This is a genomic window from Citrobacter sp. CK189, assembly GCF_030333505.1.
Taxonomy (GTDB): Bacteria; Pseudomonadota; Gammaproteobacteria; order Enterobacterales; family Enterobacteriaceae; genus Citrobacter_B; species Citrobacter_B koseri.
On sequence record NZ_JAOWFV010000035.1, the window covers coordinates 1 to 15,623 of the forward strand.

Annotated in this window: 12 protein-coding genes; 7 read left to right on the plus strand and 5 right to left on the minus strand. The window is 52.1% G+C overall.

The window, feature by feature from the left end:
• Positions 1-34 precede the first annotated feature (34 nt).
• A complete protein-coding gene (gene dmsB, locus OGV83_RS04305) occupies positions 35-652 on the plus strand; it encodes a dimethylsulfoxide reductase iron-sulfur subunit DmsB (protein WP_012132456.1) in 618 nt (205 codons plus the stop codon).
• Between the two features lies 1 nt (position 653).
• Positions 654-1,517 carry a dimethyl sulfoxide reductase anchor subunit family protein gene (locus OGV83_RS04310; protein WP_049009267.1) on the plus strand — a complete coding sequence of 288 codons (864 nt, stop codon included), beginning with the start codon at positions 654-656 and terminating at the stop codon, positions 1,515-1,517.
• Positions 1,518-1,614: 97 nt separating this feature from the next.
• On the opposite strand, the gene ycaC is transcribed toward OGV83_RS04310, so the two are convergent.
• Positions 1,615-2,241: an isochorismate family cysteine hydrolase YcaC gene (ycaC, locus tag OGV83_RS04315; protein WP_012133028.1), complete on the minus strand. Its 627-nt coding sequence runs from the start codon at positions 2,239-2,241 to the stop codon at positions 1,615-1,617.
• Between the two features lie 313 nt (positions 2,242-2,554).
• Here ycaC and OGV83_RS04320 point away from each other — a divergent pair, with 313 nt between their 5' ends.
• Positions 2,555-3,703, plus strand: a complete 1,149-nt coding sequence (locus OGV83_RS04320; protein WP_219935682.1) for an MFS transporter — start codon at positions 2,555-2,557, stop codon at positions 3,701-3,703.
• Positions 3,704-3,781: 78 nt separating this feature from the next.
• Here OGV83_RS04320 and pflA read toward each other — a convergent pair whose 3' ends face one another.
• From pflA to ycaO, 4 genes are all read right to left on the minus strand, one after another.
• On the minus strand, positions 3,782-4,522 hold the full coding sequence (gene pflA, locus OGV83_RS04325; protein WP_024130479.1) for a pyruvate formate lyase 1-activating protein: 741 nt from the start codon (positions 4,520-4,522) through the stop codon (positions 3,782-3,784).
• A 191-nt stretch (positions 4,523-4,713) separates the two neighbouring features.
• Positions 4,714-6,996, minus strand: coding sequence for a formate C-acetyltransferase (pflB, locus tag OGV83_RS04330; protein ID WP_012133023.1), 2,283 nt, complete (start codon positions 6,994-6,996; stop codon positions 4,714-4,716).
• Positions 6,997-7,047: 51 nt separating this feature from the next.
• Entirely contained in the window at positions 7,048-7,908 is an 861-nt protein-coding gene (gene focA / locus OGV83_RS04335; protein ID WP_024130478.1) for a formate transporter FocA, read from the minus strand.
• Positions 7,909-8,313: 405 nt separating this feature from the next.
• Positions 8,314-10,074 carry a 30S ribosomal protein S12 methylthiotransferase accessory factor YcaO gene (gene ycaO, locus OGV83_RS04340; protein WP_024130477.1) on the minus strand — a complete coding sequence of 587 codons (1,761 nt, stop codon included), beginning with the start codon at positions 10,072-10,074 and terminating at the stop codon, positions 8,314-8,316.
• A 409-nt stretch (positions 10,075-10,483) separates the two neighbouring features.
• Between ycaO and serC the strand changes: the two genes are divergently transcribed.
• From serC to rpsA, 4 genes are all read left to right on the plus strand, one after another.
• Positions 10,484-11,572 carry a 3-phosphoserine/phosphohydroxythreonine transaminase gene (serC, locus tag OGV83_RS04345; protein WP_286463186.1) on the plus strand — a complete coding sequence of 363 codons (1,089 nt, stop codon included), beginning with the start codon at positions 10,484-10,486 and terminating at the stop codon, positions 11,570-11,572.
• Between the two features lie 70 nt (positions 11,573-11,642).
• On the plus strand, positions 11,643-12,926 hold the full coding sequence (gene aroA, locus OGV83_RS04350) for a 3-phosphoshikimate 1-carboxyvinyltransferase (protein ID WP_199977541.1): 1,284 nt from the start codon (positions 11,643-11,645) through the stop codon (positions 12,924-12,926).
• A gap of 181 nt (positions 12,927-13,107) precedes the next feature.
• Positions 13,108-13,791, plus strand: a complete 684-nt coding sequence (gene cmk / locus OGV83_RS04355) for a (d)CMP kinase (protein WP_012133018.1) — start codon at positions 13,108-13,110, stop codon at positions 13,789-13,791.
• A 113-nt stretch (positions 13,792-13,904) separates the two neighbouring features.
• Positions 13,905-15,578, plus strand: coding sequence for a 30S ribosomal protein S1 (gene rpsA, locus OGV83_RS04360; protein WP_012133016.1), 1,674 nt, complete (start codon positions 13,905-13,907; stop codon positions 15,576-15,578).
• Positions 15,579-15,623 lie beyond the last annotated feature (45 nt).

A 15,623-nucleotide genomic window follows, 5' to 3' on the forward strand; every position in this document is an offset into this window, starting at 1 on the left:
CTCGTTCAGGTTGAGAAGGTATAAGGAGTAACCGATGACAACCCAATATGGATTTTTTATTGACTCCAGTCGTTGCACCGGTTGCAAAACCTGCGAACTGGCCTGCAAAGACTACAAAGATTTAACCCCGGACGTCAGCTTCCGTCGCATCTATGAATATGCGGGCGGCGACTGGCAGGAGGACAATGGCGTCTGGCACCAGAATGTCTTTGCCTACTATCTTTCCATCTCCTGCAACCACTGCGAAGACCCGGCCTGCACGAAAGTGTGCCCGAGTGGCGCGATGCACAAACGCGAGGACGGTTTTGTGGTGGTGGATGAGGATGTCTGCATCGGCTGTCGCTACTGCCATATGGCCTGCCCGTACGGTGCGCCGCAGTACAACGCCGCCAAAGGCCACATGACCAAATGCGACGGCTGTCATGACCGCGTTGCCGACGGCAAAAAACCGATCTGCGTCGAGTCCTGCCCGCTGCGCGCGCTGGACTTTGGCCCGATAGAAGAGCTGCGGAAGAAACATGGCACGCTGGCGGCCGTTGCGCCGCTGCCGGGTGCGCACTTCACCAGACCGAACATTGTGATTAAACCCAACGCCAACAGCCGCCCGACCGGGGATACCACGGGTTATCTGGCAAATCCGAAGGAGGTGTAAGATGGGAAGTGGATGGCATGAATGGCCGCTGATGATCTTCACGGTTTTTGGTCAGTGCGTGGTCGGCGGTTTTATCGTTCTGGCTCTGGCGCTGATGAAAGGCGAGTTGCGTACCGAATCTCAACAGCGAGTACTGACCGGCATGTTTGCTCTGTGGGTGCTAATGGGAATTGGCTTCATCGCGTCTATGCTGCATCTGGGGTCGCCAATGCGCGCCTTCAATTCGCTGAACCGCGTGGGCTCGTCGGCATTGAGTAATGAAATTGCCAGTGGCTCGCTCTTTTTTGCCGTCGGCGGGATCGGCTGGTTACTGGCGGTGCTGAAAAAGCTCTCTCCGGCGCTGCGTAATCTCTGGCTGGTTGTGACGGTCGTGCTGGGCGTTATCTTTGTCTGGATGATGGTGCGCGTGTATAACAGCATTGATACCGTACCGACCTGGTACAGCATCTGGACGCCGCTGGGCTTCTTCCTGACGCTGTTTATGGGGGGGCCGCTGCTGGGTTATCTGCTGCTGCGTATTGCGGGCGTCGATGGCTGGGCGATGCGTCTGCTGCCCGTAATTTCAGTCCTCGCACTGGTGGTCAGCGCCATTATGTCAGTGATGCAGGGAGCGGAGCTGGCGACGATTCATAGTTCCATCCAGCAGGCTTCTGCGCTCGTACCGGATTATGGTTCGCTGATGGCCTGGCGTATTGTGGTGCTGGTCGTGGCGCTGTGTTGCTGGATTGTGCCGCAGTTGAAAGGTTATCAACCTGCGGTTCCACTGCTGTCGGTGGCGTTTATCCTGCTGCTGGTGGGGGAACTGATTGGTCGCGGCGTATTCTACGGGCTCCATATGACCGTGGGAATGGCGGTGGCGAGTTAATCCATAATATGCCGGATGGCGGCTCGCGCCTTATCAGGCCTACGGATCGTGTAGGCCTGATAAGCGAAGCGCCATCAGACAATATGTCCCTGGTCTTTTACTTCTGCTTAGTTAACGTGTCGTAGCTGGTCATCAGATTGCGATAATCAGGAATGTGATTAGAGAACAGCGTCGCCAGACCTTCGATATCATTACGCCAGTCGCGGTGTAACTCACACGCCACGCCAAACCATGTCATTAATTGCGCGCCAGCCTGCGACATGCGATCCCAGGCGGAGTGACGGGTAATTTCATTAAAGGTGCCTGATGCATCGGTCACGACAAACACATCGAACCCTTCTTCAATCGCAGAGAGGGCGGGGAAGGCCACGCACACTTCCGTGACAACCCCCGCAATGATGAGCTGCTTCTTACCTGTCGCCTTAACGGCTTTCACGAAATCTTCATTGTCCCACGCGTTGATGTTTCCGGGGCGTGCAATGTAGGGGGCATCGGGGAACTGTGCTTTCAATTCCGGCACCAACGGCCCGTTTGGCCCCGTTTCGAAACTGGTGGTAAGGATGGTGGGGAGGTTGAAGTATTTGGCTAAATCGCCAAGTGCGAGAACGTTATTTTTGAATTTGTCAGGATCGATGTCTCGTACAAGAGACAGCAGCCCCGCCTGGTGATCAACTAAAAGAACCGCAGCATCATTTTTATCGAGACGAACGTAAGGCTTAGTCATTATCTTCTCCTGATGAGAGTTAGCGTTACATCAAAAGCCATTCCGGTGTGTTGTCTTCCCCAAAAGCATAGACCGGAAAAATGATGTTGCAGGAACCATGAAATTTTTCGACTGAACGAAACGCGGCAGTTTTGTTTTAGGTCAATTAAAACAATAACATGATGTTTATCGGATGCTGCTCTTTCATGCCATGAATCAGTATTTCAAATCGAAGGGCGGGAAAGCGCGTAATGCCGCGATTCGGGTAGATTGACAATGTTTTTGTTGGTGGCATGATGCGCATGAAATTTGAACTTCCTCACGGTTTTTATCCATGTCCATCTATACCCGGCCCGTCATGCTTTTGCTGTGCGGCCTGCTTTTGTTGACCCTGGCGATCGCAGTATTAAACACGCTCGTCCCCTTGTGGCTTGCCCAGGAAAGCCTGGCAACCTGGCAGGTCGGTATGGTCAGTTCGTCCTACTTTACCGGGAATCTGGTTGGGACGTTGCTTACCGGGTATTTAATCAAGCGCCTGGGATTTAACCGCAGCTACTATATTGCCTCGCTCATTTTTGCGGCGGGTTGCGTAGGGCTGGGCATGATGATTGGTTTCTGGAGCTGGCTGGCCTGGCGCTTTGTTGCCGGCGTGGGCTGCGCCATGATTTGGGTCGTGGTGGAAAGCGCTTTGATGTGCAGCGGAACATCCCGTAATCGTGGGCGGTTACTGGCTGCGTACATGATGGTCTATTACGTGGGAACGTTTTTGGGGCAACTGCTGGTCAGTAAAGTTCCGACAGAATTAATGAGCGTTCTGCCGTGGGTAACCGGCATGATTCTGGCGGGCATTTTGCCGCTGCTCTTTACCCGTATCCTGAACCAGCAGTCGGAAGAACACGATACGACGCCGATTACGTCAATGCTGAGACTGCGTCAGGCGCGGTTAGGTGTAAACGGATGCATTATTTCCGGGATTGTACTGGGATCGCTGTATGGCCTGATGCCGCTGTACCTTAATCATCAGGGGATTAGCAATGCGAGCATCGGTTTCTGGATGGCCGTGCTGGTGAGCGCCGGTATTTTAGGCCAATGGCCGATTGGTCGTCTGGCCGATAAGTTTGGTCGTCTTCTGGTGCTGCGTGTACAGGTCTTCGTGGTGATCCTCGGCAGTATTGCCATGCTGACTCAGGCTGCGATGGCGCCCGCCTTATTCATTCTGGGGGCGGCAGGCTTTACGCTCTATCCCGTCGCGATGGCCTGGGCTTGTGAAAAGGTAGAACGTCATCAGCTTGTGGCAATGAACCAGGCGTTGCTGCTCAGCTATACCATAGGCAGCCTGCTTGGGCCGTCATTTACCGCGATGCTGATGCAGAATTACTCTGATAATCTGTTGTTTATTATGATTGCCAGCGTCTCGTTTGTTTATTTGCTTATGCTGCTGCGCAACGCAGGACATACGCCGACCCCTGTGGCGCACGTTTAATTTATGTGATCAGGTATGAAGTCTGTAGGCCGGATAAGACGCTTTCGCGTCGCCATCCGGCGATACCGACAAAATAACTCAGTACATCACTTTATGACCGTACTGCTCAAGAATACCTTTTACGCGCTCCATGGTTTCTTTCTTCGGCGGTTTAACTCCATCAAGCTTGTATTCTTCGCCCATTGCGACCCATTTGTGTTTGCCTAACTCGTGATAGGGCAGCAGTTCGATTTTTTCAACGTTGCCCATATCGCGGGTGAATTCGCCCAAACGGTGTGCGGAGTCGTCATCGTCAGACCAGCCCGGCACCACAACGTAGCGAATCCAGGTCTTAATGCCTTTTGCGGAGATGTATTTGGCGAACTCCAGCGTGCGATGGTTGGATACGCCAACCAGATTCTGATGAATCTCGTCATTCATCTGCTTCAGGTCAAGCATCACCAGGTCGGTGACTTCCAGCAGTTCATCAATGACCGGATCGTAGCGGCGAACAAAGCCGTTGGTATCAAGACAGGTATGGATGCTTTCTTTCTTACAGGCGCGGAACCAGTCGCGAACAAACTCAGCCTGTAAGATCGCTTCGCCGCCGGAAGCCGTTACGCCGCCGCCGGATGCGTTCATAAAGTGGCGGTAGGTGACGACCTCTTTCATCAGATCTTCAACGGTAACTTCTTTGCCGCCATGCGTATCCCAGGTGTCGCGGTTATGGCAATACAGGCATCGCATCAGACAGCCCTGGAAGAACGTAATAAAGCGGATACCTGGGCCGTCAACAGTGCCACAGGATTCAAAGGAGTGAATGCGACCAATAACTGACATTGCGGTGTTTCTCCAGATGTGGCCCATCCGGGGCCGTGTTAGTGCACAGTTATTAACTGTGTCGAGTCTGTTTTGGCAGTCATCCATTGAGTATAGATAGCTGGCGAAAGAGACTTAGTTGTTAAAAAGGCCCCACTTACGTGGAGCCTTTATTGTACGCTTTTTACAGTACGATTTCAGTCAAAACCCAATTACATGGTCTGAGTGAAGGTACGAGTAATAACGTCCTGCTGTTGTTCTTTCGTCAGGGAGTTAAAACGTACTGCGTAACCTGATACACGGATGGTCAACTGCGGATATTTTTCCGGGTGTTCCATCGCGTCCAGCAGCATTTCACGGTTCATCACGTTCACGTTCAGGTGCTGACCACCTTCGATGGACGCTTCGTGGTGGAAGTAACCATCCATCAGACCCGCCAGGTTGGTTTTACGTACTTCGTCGTCTTTACCCAGTGCGTTCGGAACGATAGAGAAGGTGTAAGAGATACCATCTTTAGCGTAAGCAAACGGCAGTTTTGCAACGGAGGTCAGAGAAGCAACAGCACCTTTCTGGTCACGACCGTGCATTGGGTTAGCACCTGGTCCAAACGGCGCGCCAGCACGACGACCGTCTGGGGTGTTACCGGTTTTCTTACCATACACAACGTTAGAAGTGATGGTCAGAACAGACTGAGTCGGGATAGCGCCACGGTAAGTGGTCAGTTTCTGAATTTTCTTCATGAAACGTTCTACCAGATCAACCGCCATGTCATCAACGCGAGAGTCGTTGTTACCAAACTGCGGGTATTCGCCTTCGATTTCGAAGTCTACAGCCAGGCCGTCTTCGTCACGAATCGGTTTAACTTTCGCATATTTGATTGCAGACAGGGAGTCAGCAGCAACGGACAGACCTGCGATACCACACGCCATGGTGCGGATAACATCACGGTCGTGCAGCGCCATCAGAGAGGCTTCGTAGCTGTACTTGTCGTGCATGTAGTGGATAACGTTCAGCGCGGTGACATACTGTTTAGCCAGCCAGTCCATGAAGTGATCCATGCGGTCCATCACTTCGTCGAAGTTCAGAACGTCGCCTTTGATCGGTTCAGATTTAGGACCAACCTGCATTTTCAGTTTTTCATCAACGCCGCCGTTGATTGCGTACAGCATGGTTTTCGCCAGGTTTGCACGCGCACCGAAGAACTGCATTTGTTTACCAACAACCATCGGGCTTACGCAGCAAGCGATAGCGTAGTCATCGTTGTTGAAGTCTGGACGCATCAGGTCATCGTTCTCGTATTGCAGAGAAGATGTGTCGATGGACACTTTAGCGGCGAATTTCTTGAAGTTCAGCGGCAGTTTTTCAGACCACAGAACGGTGATGTTCGGCTCAGGAGACGGACCCATGGTGTACAGGGTGTTCAGGAAGCGGAAGCTGTTTTTGGTAACCAGAGTACGGCCGTCAACGCCCATACCGCCGATAGATTCAGTTGCCCAAATCGGGTCGCCAGAGAACAGTTCATCGTATTCCGGCGTACGCAGGAAGCGAACCATACGCAGTTTCATGACCAGGTGGTCAATCATTTCCTGTGCGTCTTGTTCGGTGATTTTGCCTGCTTTGATATCACGTTCGATGTACGCATCCAGGAAGGTGGATACGCGACCGAAGGACATTGCTGCGCCGTTCTGAGACTTAACAGCGGCCAGGTAGCCGAAGTAGGTCCACTGGATAGCTTCCTGAGCGTTGGTAGCCGGACCAGAGATATCGCAGCCGTATTTAGCCGCCATCTCTTTGATCTGACCCAGCGCGCGGTGCTGTTCAGCAATTTCTTCACGCAGACGGATAGTCGCTTCCAGGTTTACGCCGTTTTCCAGGTCAGACTGCAAAGAGACGAACTGGGCGTATTTGTCTTTCATCAGGAAGTCGATACCGTACAGCGCAACGCGACGGTAGTCACCGATGATACGGCCACGGCCATACGCATCCGGCAGACCAGTCAGAACACCGGATTTACGGCAGTTCAGAATGTCTTTGGTATAAACATCGAATACGCCCTGGTTGTGGGTTTTGCGGTATTCGGTGAAGATTTTTTTCAGCATTGGGTCCAGCTCGCGATTGTACGCTTTGCAGGAACCTTCAACCATTTTGATACCACCGAACGGGATGATCGCACGTTTCAGCGGAGCTTCAGTTTGCAGACCAACGATTTTCTCAAGCGCTTTATTGATGTAGCCAGCGTCGTGAGAAGTGATGGTAGAAGCAACGGAGGTGTCAAAGTCAACAGGCGCGTGAGTGCGGTTTTCCTGTTTAACGCCTTCCATTACGCTGTCCCACAGTGCAGTGGTCGCATTCGTCGCGCCAGCCAGGAAGGACTCATCACCCTCGTACGGAGTGTAGTTTTTCTGAATGAAGTCACGGACGTTTACTTCATTCTGCCAGTCACCTTTGGTAAAACCTTCCCAGGCTGTGGCTAACTTTTCATTAAGCTCGGACATGTAACACCTACCTTCTTAAGTGGATTTTTTATTTACTGCGTATAACGCTCATCAGCAATGATGATCGTCGCCACGCAGGTAAATGACCCAGTATGTCAACCCGACCAATAAACCGCCGCCGATAATGTTACCGATTGTGACCGGAATCAGGTTATCGGTGATGAAATTCATCACGGTCAGGTGAGAAAAACTTTCCGGACTGGAGCCCACTGCGGCCCAGAATTCCGGTGTGGCGAAGTCACGGATTACAATCCCCATCGGAATCATAAACATGTTTGCGATGCTGTGCTCAAAACCGCTGGCAACAAACATGGCGACGGGCAATACCATGATAAACGCTTTGTCCATCAGGCTACGACCCGAGTAGCTCATCCACACGGCCAGGCAAACCATCAGGTTAGCCAGGATACCCAGGCAGACAGCTTCAATAAAAGTATGATGCATCTTGTGGTCGGCGGTTTGCAGGACGTTAAGCCCCCATCCGCCGTTGGCGGTCATATACTCGCCGGAAAGCCACATCAACAACACAAAGAGCAGACAACCGATCAGGTTACCAAAATAAACGTTGAGCCAGTTTTTTGCCAGTTGGCCCCATGTGATTCGGCCGCTCGCTTTCGCGACAACAATCAGCACTGTTGATGTGAAAAGATCTGCGCCGCAGATAACACAGAGAATCAGCCCCAGCGAGAAGCAGATGCCTCCAACCAGTTTCGCCATACCAAAAGGCATTGTGCCTGTACCGGTTGTGGCGGTGATATAGAAAACAAAGGCAATGGAAATGAACACACCCGCGGTAATCGCCAGATAGAAAGTCTTCAGCGGATGTTTCGTTGCTTTATAGACACCTGCCTCTTCGGCCACTTTGGCCATTGCAGCAGGGAGTAATAGATCAAAAGGGTTGTCAGCTTTCACACTAACTCTCTCTTTATTAAGTCGGCGACGAGATACTAACAAAGCATTATAGATGAGAATTTGATATAGATCATATCTCGCCTGGCTTATAGGCCCGCAAGATGCGTGGTTTTTACGCGATTGCGGTGTAAATATTTGATTATCCAAATAAAAATAAATTTTAAAAATTATAAAGTGAGTTGAATTTTTTCGCTGAGCCTCCCCGGTGGCAGTTAATTAAAATGGAGTAATTGGCAAATAAAGTAACACCAGAACATTAATATTTGTAATATCAACTACCAATATTTAACCTTGTTATTACATTTATTTTCGTTTGCCAAAAAAATAAAAAAACAGGGCGCATAAAGCGCCCCGTAATATAGCTCAGTCGATTGTTTAAACCTACCTACAGTAGGTTATTCGCTTCTATTTTGACCAGTGAGCGGCCTTGGCGCGCTGCAATTTCTCATAGGCTTTCAGCAGAGACTGATGTGAGGCGAAAGCATGCAGATCGCTATCAACCGCTTGCAGCCCATAAAATGCCGCTTCGCCGCTCAGTGCCGCGCTGGCCGCTTCAACAGCTTCGGCGCCATACATCCGAACGAAAGCATTCAGGTATTGCAGCGGTTCGCGGTCTTCTTCCTGCGCCAGAAGCAGCAGCGTTTGCAGACAGCGGTAGTAGTTCGCACGTTCAGCGCTAAAGATGGAGGCGTTGAATTCCATCGTCCACTCTGTCCAGATCAGCGCCTGCTCCAGATCGCCGCCAGCCAGCGCCAGCATGGCTTTAAGCTCACCGATGCGCAGGGTATACCAGCCATTATCCGGGCCTGTCGCCAGGCCAAGTAACTCGCGCACGCGGGTAAAGTCATCAAAGCCTTCTTCATCTAATTGTTCAATCAGATTGAGGTAAGCCTCTTTCTCCCATGCGCTGCCCGGCAGGGCGAGGAGGGTTTCGCGCAGATGGCTGCCCATGCTGTTGTTGGCGAGCCACAGATCTTCTGCCGGATAAATATCAGACATGCCCGGCACAATAATGCGGCAGGCATAAACGCCGAGGTGCTCATAGTCGGCAATATAGACCTCTTTATCTTCCGCATTGAAGATTGCCATCAGCGTGGCGAACTCTTCTTCCGTGGTGCCGGAGAAACTCCAGTCAGCAAACGGGTAGTCGGCATCCTGCTTGAACAGATCCCAGGAGATCAAACCGCTGGAGTCAATGAAGTGCGTCTCAAGGTTGGTGTGTTCAGCCACTTCTTCGTCGTCGAACGTTGGCGGGGTAAAGACATCAAGATCTTTCAGTCCACGGCCCTGCAACAGCTCGGTGACGGTGCGCTCCAGCGCAACGCCGAAATCAGGATGCGCGCCGAAGGAGGCGAAGCAGGTGCCGTTGGCCGGGTTGAACAGGACGACGCAGATAACCGGATACTGACCGCCCAGCGAGCCGTCATAAGCGAAGATTGGGAAACCTTCCGCCTCCAGTTTAGCGATGGCCTCTACCACTGCCGGGTAGCGTGCCAGCACATCGGCTGGAATTTCCGGCAGGCTAATGCTTTCGGCGATGATGCGGTTTTTAACATGACGTTCGAACACTTCAGACAAACCCTGCACACGCGCTTCGTTGCGGGTGTTACCGGCCGACATTCCGTTGGAAACGTACAGGTTGCCGATAATGTTCATCGGAATATACACGGTGTGATTATCAGACTGGCGGGTAAACGGCAGGCCGCAGATACCGCGATCTTCGTTACCGGATTGCAGGTCGATAAGCATGCTTCCAGCCAGCTCGTTTTCCGGGTCGTAGAACGCGCGCAGACGGTCATCCAGTAACCCTTCCGGCAGGGCGTCGTCATCGGTTAGCGGGAACCATTTTTCATTCGGATAATGCACGAACGGGCCATTGGCGATGGTTTCACCCAGCCAGAAATCGGCGAAGAAATAGTTGGTGGACAGACGCTCAAAATATTCACCCAGCGCGGAAGCCAGCGCGGCTTTTTTGGTTGCGCCTTTGCCGTTGGTAAAGCACAACGCGCACTCTTTGTCGCGAATATGCACAGACCAGACGTTAGGCACCGGATTCAGCCAGGAGGCCTCTTCAATATGAAAACCGAGGTCGAGCAGTTTTTGCTGGAAGCGAGCGATGGAATCTTCCAGGGCGGCGTCTTTGCCGGGGATAAATGTTTGCGTCATGAAAATCACTTTTGTCGTACGGAAAGCGCGCAATGATACGGGTTTTATGTTGACGGCGCTATCGCCGCCGCCCCGGCAGCGTAAATAAAAGTGCGTAGTAGCGTCGTTCCTGTGAATGCCGGGGATCGTCAATGACGCCCGCGCGGCGCAAATCCAGAATGGTCGAAGGCCAGCCGGGTAAAACGGGCTACCTGACAGCGAATCTATCGGTTTTATGTCGTCAATCCGATAGATTCTGTTGTGTGACGTAGCGCGCATTTTTGGCCTGATGAGTTTTACCCATTGCGGCGCGTGTCACTGAATGATAAAACCGATATCCACAGGAATAACTTATACCCAATATCCGTCGTCCTGCCTTGCGCAGACGTCCGGGTGTTGAGGCGATAATAACGCAACGTGGTGAGGGGAAATGGCTCAGGTCTTCAATTTTAGTTCAGGTCCGGCAATGCTACCGGCGGAAGTGCTTAAACTGGCTCAACAGGATCTGCGTGACTGGCACGGTCTTGGTACGTCAGTAATGGAAATTAGCCACCGCGGCAAAGAATTTATCCAGGTCGCAGAGGAAGCGGAACAGGATTTTCGCGATCTCCTTAGCATCCCCTCCAACTACAAAGTATTGTTCTGCCACGGCGGCGGCCGTGGGCAGTTTGCGGCAATTCCGTTAAATATTCTGGGCGATAAAACGTCGGCGGATTACGTTGATGCCGGTTACTGGGCGGCCAGCGCCATTAAAGAAGCGAAAAAATACTGTTCGCCAAACGTGATTGACGCCAAAGTCACGGTTGATGGTCTGCGTGCGGTCAAACCGATGAGCGAGTGGCAGCTTTCTGATAACGCCGCTTACGTTCATTATTGTCCGAACGAGACTATCGACGGTATCGCAATTGATGAAACGCCGAATTTTGGTTCGGATGTCGTTGTGGCTGCGGATTTCTCATCCACAATTCTTTCCGCGCCGCTGGATGTGTCGCGTTATGGCGTGATCTACGCCGGGGCGCAGAAAAACATCGGCCCGGCGGGGCTGACAATTGTGATCGTGCGTGAAGATCTGTTAGGTAAAGCGAACATCGCTTGCCCGTCTATCCTTGATTACACCGTGCTGAACGACAACGACTCGATGTTCAATACCCCGCCGACCTTTGCCTGGTATCTCTCTGGCCTGGTGTTCAAATGGCTGAAAGCGCAGGGCGGCGTTGCGGCGATGAACAAAATCAATCAGCAAAAAGCGGAACTGCTGTATGGCGTGATTGATAACAGTGATTTCTACCGTAACGATGTGGCGAAATCGAATCGTTCACGTATGAATGTGCCTTTCCAGCTAGCGGACAGCGCGCTTGATAAAGTCTTCCTGGAGGAGTCTTTCGCTGCGGGTCTGCATGCGCTGAAAGGTCATCGTGTGGTGGGCGGAATGCGCGCCTCTATCTATAACGCAATGCCGCTTGAAGGCGTGAAGGCGTTGACGGATTTCATGGTCGATTTCGAGAGTCGCCACGGCTAATTCGTTTTCTTTTTTCATCCCCACAGCCAGCCTGTGGGGTTTTTATTTCTGTTTTTGAGAGTTGAGTTTCATGGAATCCCTGACGTTACAACCCATCGCGCGGGTCGATGGCACCATCAATCTGCCTGGCTCCAAGAGTGTTTCGAATCGCGCTTTGTTACTGGCGGCATTAGCAAGCGGCACCACTGTTCTGACAAACCTGCTGGACAGCGATGATGTTCGCCATATGCTGAACGCGCTGAGTGCGTTGGGGGTCAGTTATACCCTTTCCGCCGACCGTACCCGTTGTGAAATTACCGGGCTGGGCGGCGTATTACATGCCGAAGGCGCGCTGGAACTGTTCCTGGGCAATGCGGGAACGGCGATGCGTCCGCTTGCCGCCGCGCTGTGCCTGGGGGCAAATGATATCGTGCTGACCGGTGAGCCTCGCATGAAAGAGCGCCCGATCGGTCATCTGGTCGATGCGCTGCGTCAGGGCGGTGCGAAGATTGATTATCTGGAGCAGGAAAACTATCCGCCTCTGCGTCTGCGCGGCGGTTTTAGCGGCGGTCACGTTGAGGTTGATGGCAGCGTCTCCAGTCAGTTCCTCACCGCGCTGCTGATGACCGCGCCGCTTGCGCCGCAGGACACGACGATCGCAATTAAAGGCGATCTGGTGTCCAAACCGTATATCGACATCACGCTGAACCTGATGAAAACATTCGGCGTTGAGGTTGAGAACCAGAATTACCAGCGTTTTGTGGTGAAAGGGGAGCAGCAGTATCGTTCACCGGGTCAATATCTGGTGGAAGGCGACGCGTCATCCGCTTCTTATTTCCTTGCCGCTGGCGCCATTAAAGGCGGAACGGTAAAAGTGACGGGGATTGGCCGCAACAGTATGCAGGGCGATATCCGCTTTGCCGACGTACTGGAGAAGATGGGCGCCACCATCACCTGGGGCGATGACTTCATTGCCTGTACGCGCGGTGAACTGAACGCTGTGGATATGGACATGAACCATATCCCGGATGCGGCGATGACTATCGCCACGGCGGCGTTGTTTGCTAAAGGCACCACCACGCTGCGTAATATCTATAACTGGCGTGTAAAAGAGACTGATCGCCTGTTTGCGATGGCGACGGAATTGCGTAAAGTCGGCGCTGAAGTGGAAGAGGGGCATGATTTCATTCGTATCACGCCACCGGCTCAGTTGCAGTTTGCCGAAATCGGCACCTATAACGATCACCGTATGGCGATGTGTTTCTCGCTGGTTGCGTTGTCGGATACGCCGGTGACGATTCTCGATCCGAAATGTACCGCCAAAACCTTCCCGGATTACTTCGAGCAACTGGCGCGTATTAGTACGCCTGCCTGATAAAAGTAAAACATTGTCATCTTTTGGGCTGGCTCTTCGCCAGCCCGCTATAATTGCGCAAATCTTCCTCATCTGATGACAGACAAAATGGGTTTTTGCATACAAAGATAACGATTGTGAGCGTTGGCGCGTATAATGCGCGGCGTTCACGTTAACGGTATGCCTGTTTAAGGAGAAAAAGATGACGGCAATTGCCCCGGTAATTACCATTGATGGCCCAAGCGGTGCAGGTAAAGGCACCTTGTGCAAGGCAATGGCGGAAGCATTGCAATGGCATCTGCTGGACTCGGGCGCGATTTATCGTGTACTGGCGCTGGCGGCCTTACATCATCATGTTGATGTCACCTCTGAAGACGCTCTTGTACCGCTTGCGTCTCATCTGGATGTTCGTTTTGTCTCAACCAATGGCAATCTGGAAGTCATTCTGGAAGGGGAAGATGTGAGCGGGGAAATCCGCACGCAAGAAGTCGCGAACGCGGCATCTCAGGTCGCTGCGTTCCCGCGCGTGCGCGAAGCGCTTTTGCGCCGCCAGCGTGCGTTTCGCGATGCGCCAGGGTTGATTGCCGATGGCCGCGACATGGGAACGGTGGTATTCCCTGATGCGCCAGTAAAAATTTTCCTGGATGCGTCTTCTGAAGAACGCGCTCACCGCCGTATGCTACAGTTGCAGGAGAAGGGCTTTAGTGTTAACTTTGAACGCCTTTTGGCCGAGATAAAGGAACGTGACGACCGCGATCGTAATCGCGCTGTCGCGCCGCTGGTTCCTGCTGCCGATGCTTTAGTTCTGGATTCTACCCGATTAAGCATTGAGCAAGTGATTGAAAAAGCGTTACAATACGCGCGCCAAAAACTGGCACTCGCTTAAGTGCGACCGAATTTGTAGTACCCCCGCTGCAATGGATTGACAGTGGGTATGTGAAACAACCCCATCCGGCATGGAGCCAGGTGGACGTTAAATATGAAACCTGAAGATTAAACATGACTGAATCTTTTGCTCAACTCTTTGAAGAGTCCTTAAAAGAAATCGAAACCCGCCCGGGTTCCATCGTTCGCGGCGTTGTTGTTGCTATTGATAAAGATATCGTACTGGTTGACGCTGGTCTGAAATCTGAATCCGCCATTCCGGCTGAGCAGTTCAAAAACGCCCAGGGCGAACTGGAAATCCAGGTTGGCGACGAAGTTGACGTTGCTCTGGATGCAGTAGAAGACGGCTTCGGCGAAACCCTGCTGTCCCGTGAAAAAGCGAAACGTCACGAAGCCTGGATCACGCTGGAAAAAGCTTACGAAGATGCTGAAACTGTTACCGGTGTTATCAACGGCAAAGTTAAGGGCGGCTTCACTGTTGAGCTGAACGGTATTCGTGCGTTCCTGCCAGGTTCCCTGGTAGACGTTCGTCCGGTGCGCGACACGCTGCACCTGGAAGGCAAAGAGCTTGAATTCAAAGTCATCAAGCTGGATCAGAAGCGCAACAACGTTGTGGTTTCCCGTCGTGCCGTTATCGAATCCGAAAACAGCGCAGAACGCGATCAACTGCTGGAAAACCTGCAAGAAGGCATGGAAGTTAAAGGTATCGTTAAGAACCTCACTGACTACGGTGCATTCGTTGATCTGGGTGGCGTTGACGGCCTGCTGCACATCACCGACATGGCATGGAAACGCGTTAAGCATCCGAGCGAAATCGTAAACGTTGGCGACGAAATCACTGTTAAAGTGCTGAAGTTCGACCGCGAGCGTACTCGTGTATCTCTGGGCCTGAAACAGCTGGGCGAAGATCCGTGGGTAGCTATCGCTAAGCGTTATCCAGAAGGTACCAAACTGACTGGTCGCGTGACCAACCTGACCGACTACGGCTGCTTCGTTGAAATTGAAGAAGGCGTTGAAGGCCTGGTTCACGTTTCCGAAATGGATTGGACCAACAAAAACATCCACCCGTCCAAAGTTGTTAACGTTGGCGATGTAGTGGAAGTTATGGTTCTGGATATCGACGAAGAACGTCGTCGTATCTCCCTGGGTCTGAAACAGTGCAAATCCAACCCGTGGCAGCAGTTTGCGGAAACCCACAACAAGGGCGACCGTGTTGAAGGTAAAATCAAGTCTATCACTGACTTCGGTATCTTCATCGGCCTGGACGGCGGCATCGACGGCCTGGTTCACCTGTCTGACATCTCCTGGAACGTTGCAGGCGAAGAAGCAGTTCGTGAATACAAAAAAGGCGACGAAATCGCAGCAGTTGTTCTGCAAGTTGACGCAGAGCGTGAGCGTATCTCCCTGGGCGTTAAACAGCTCGCAGAAGATCCGTTCAACAACTGGGTTGCTCTGAACAAGAAAGGCGCTATCGTAACCGGTAAAGTCACTGCTGTTGACGCTAAAGGCGCAACCGTAGAACTGGCTGACGGCGTTGAAGGTTACCTGCGTGCTTCTGAAGCATCCCGTGACCGCGTTGAAGATGCGACTCTGGTTCTGAGCGTTGGCGACGAAGTTGAAGCTAAATTCACCGGCGTTGATCGTAAAAACCGCGCAATCAGCCTGTCTGTTCGTGCGAAAGACGAAGCTGACGAGAAAGATGCAATCGCAACTGTTAACAAACAGGAAGATGCAAACTTCTCCAACAACGCAATGGCTGAAGCTTTCAAAGCAGCTAAAGGCGAGTAATTCTCTGAAACTTCGGGTGTTTTATCCCGAAGTTTGATGAGTTTA

Bases quoted from the DNA above. Each gene is read 5' to 3' on its own strand.
- dmsB (WP_012132456.1), top strand. From the start codon at position 35: ATGACAACCCAATATGGATTTTTTATTGACTCCAGTCGTTGCACCGGT.
- OGV83_RS04310 (WP_049009267.1), top strand. From the start codon at position 654: ATGGGAAGTGGATGGCATGAATGGCCGCTGATGATCTTCACGGTTTTT.
- ycaC (WP_012133028.1), bottom strand. From the start codon at position 2,241: ATGACTAAGCCTTACGTTCGTCTCGATAAAAATGATGCTGCGGTTCTT.
- OGV83_RS04320 (WP_219935682.1), top strand. From the start codon at position 2,555: ATGTCCATCTATACCCGGCCCGTCATGCTTTTGCTGTGCGGCCTGCTT.
- pflA (WP_024130479.1), bottom strand. From the start codon at position 4,522: ATGTCAGTTATTGGTCGCATTCACTCCTTTGAATCCTGTGGCACTGTT.
- pflB (WP_012133023.1), bottom strand. From the start codon at position 6,996: ATGTCCGAGCTTAATGAAAAGTTAGCCACAGCCTGGGAAGGTTTTACC.
- ycaO (WP_024130477.1), bottom strand. From the start codon at position 10,074: ATGACGCAAACATTTATCCCCGGCAAAGACGCCGCCCTGGAAGATTCC.
- serC (WP_286463186.1), top strand. From the start codon at position 10,484: ATGGCTCAGGTCTTCAATTTTAGTTCAGGTCCGGCAATGCTACCGGCG.
- aroA (WP_199977541.1), top strand. From the start codon at position 11,643: ATGGAATCCCTGACGTTACAACCCATCGCGCGGGTCGATGGCACCATC.
- cmk (WP_012133018.1), top strand. From the start codon at position 13,108: ATGACGGCAATTGCCCCGGTAATTACCATTGATGGCCCAAGCGGTGCA.
- rpsA (WP_012133016.1), top strand. From the start codon at position 13,905: ATGACTGAATCTTTTGCTCAACTCTTTGAAGAGTCCTTAAAAGAAATC.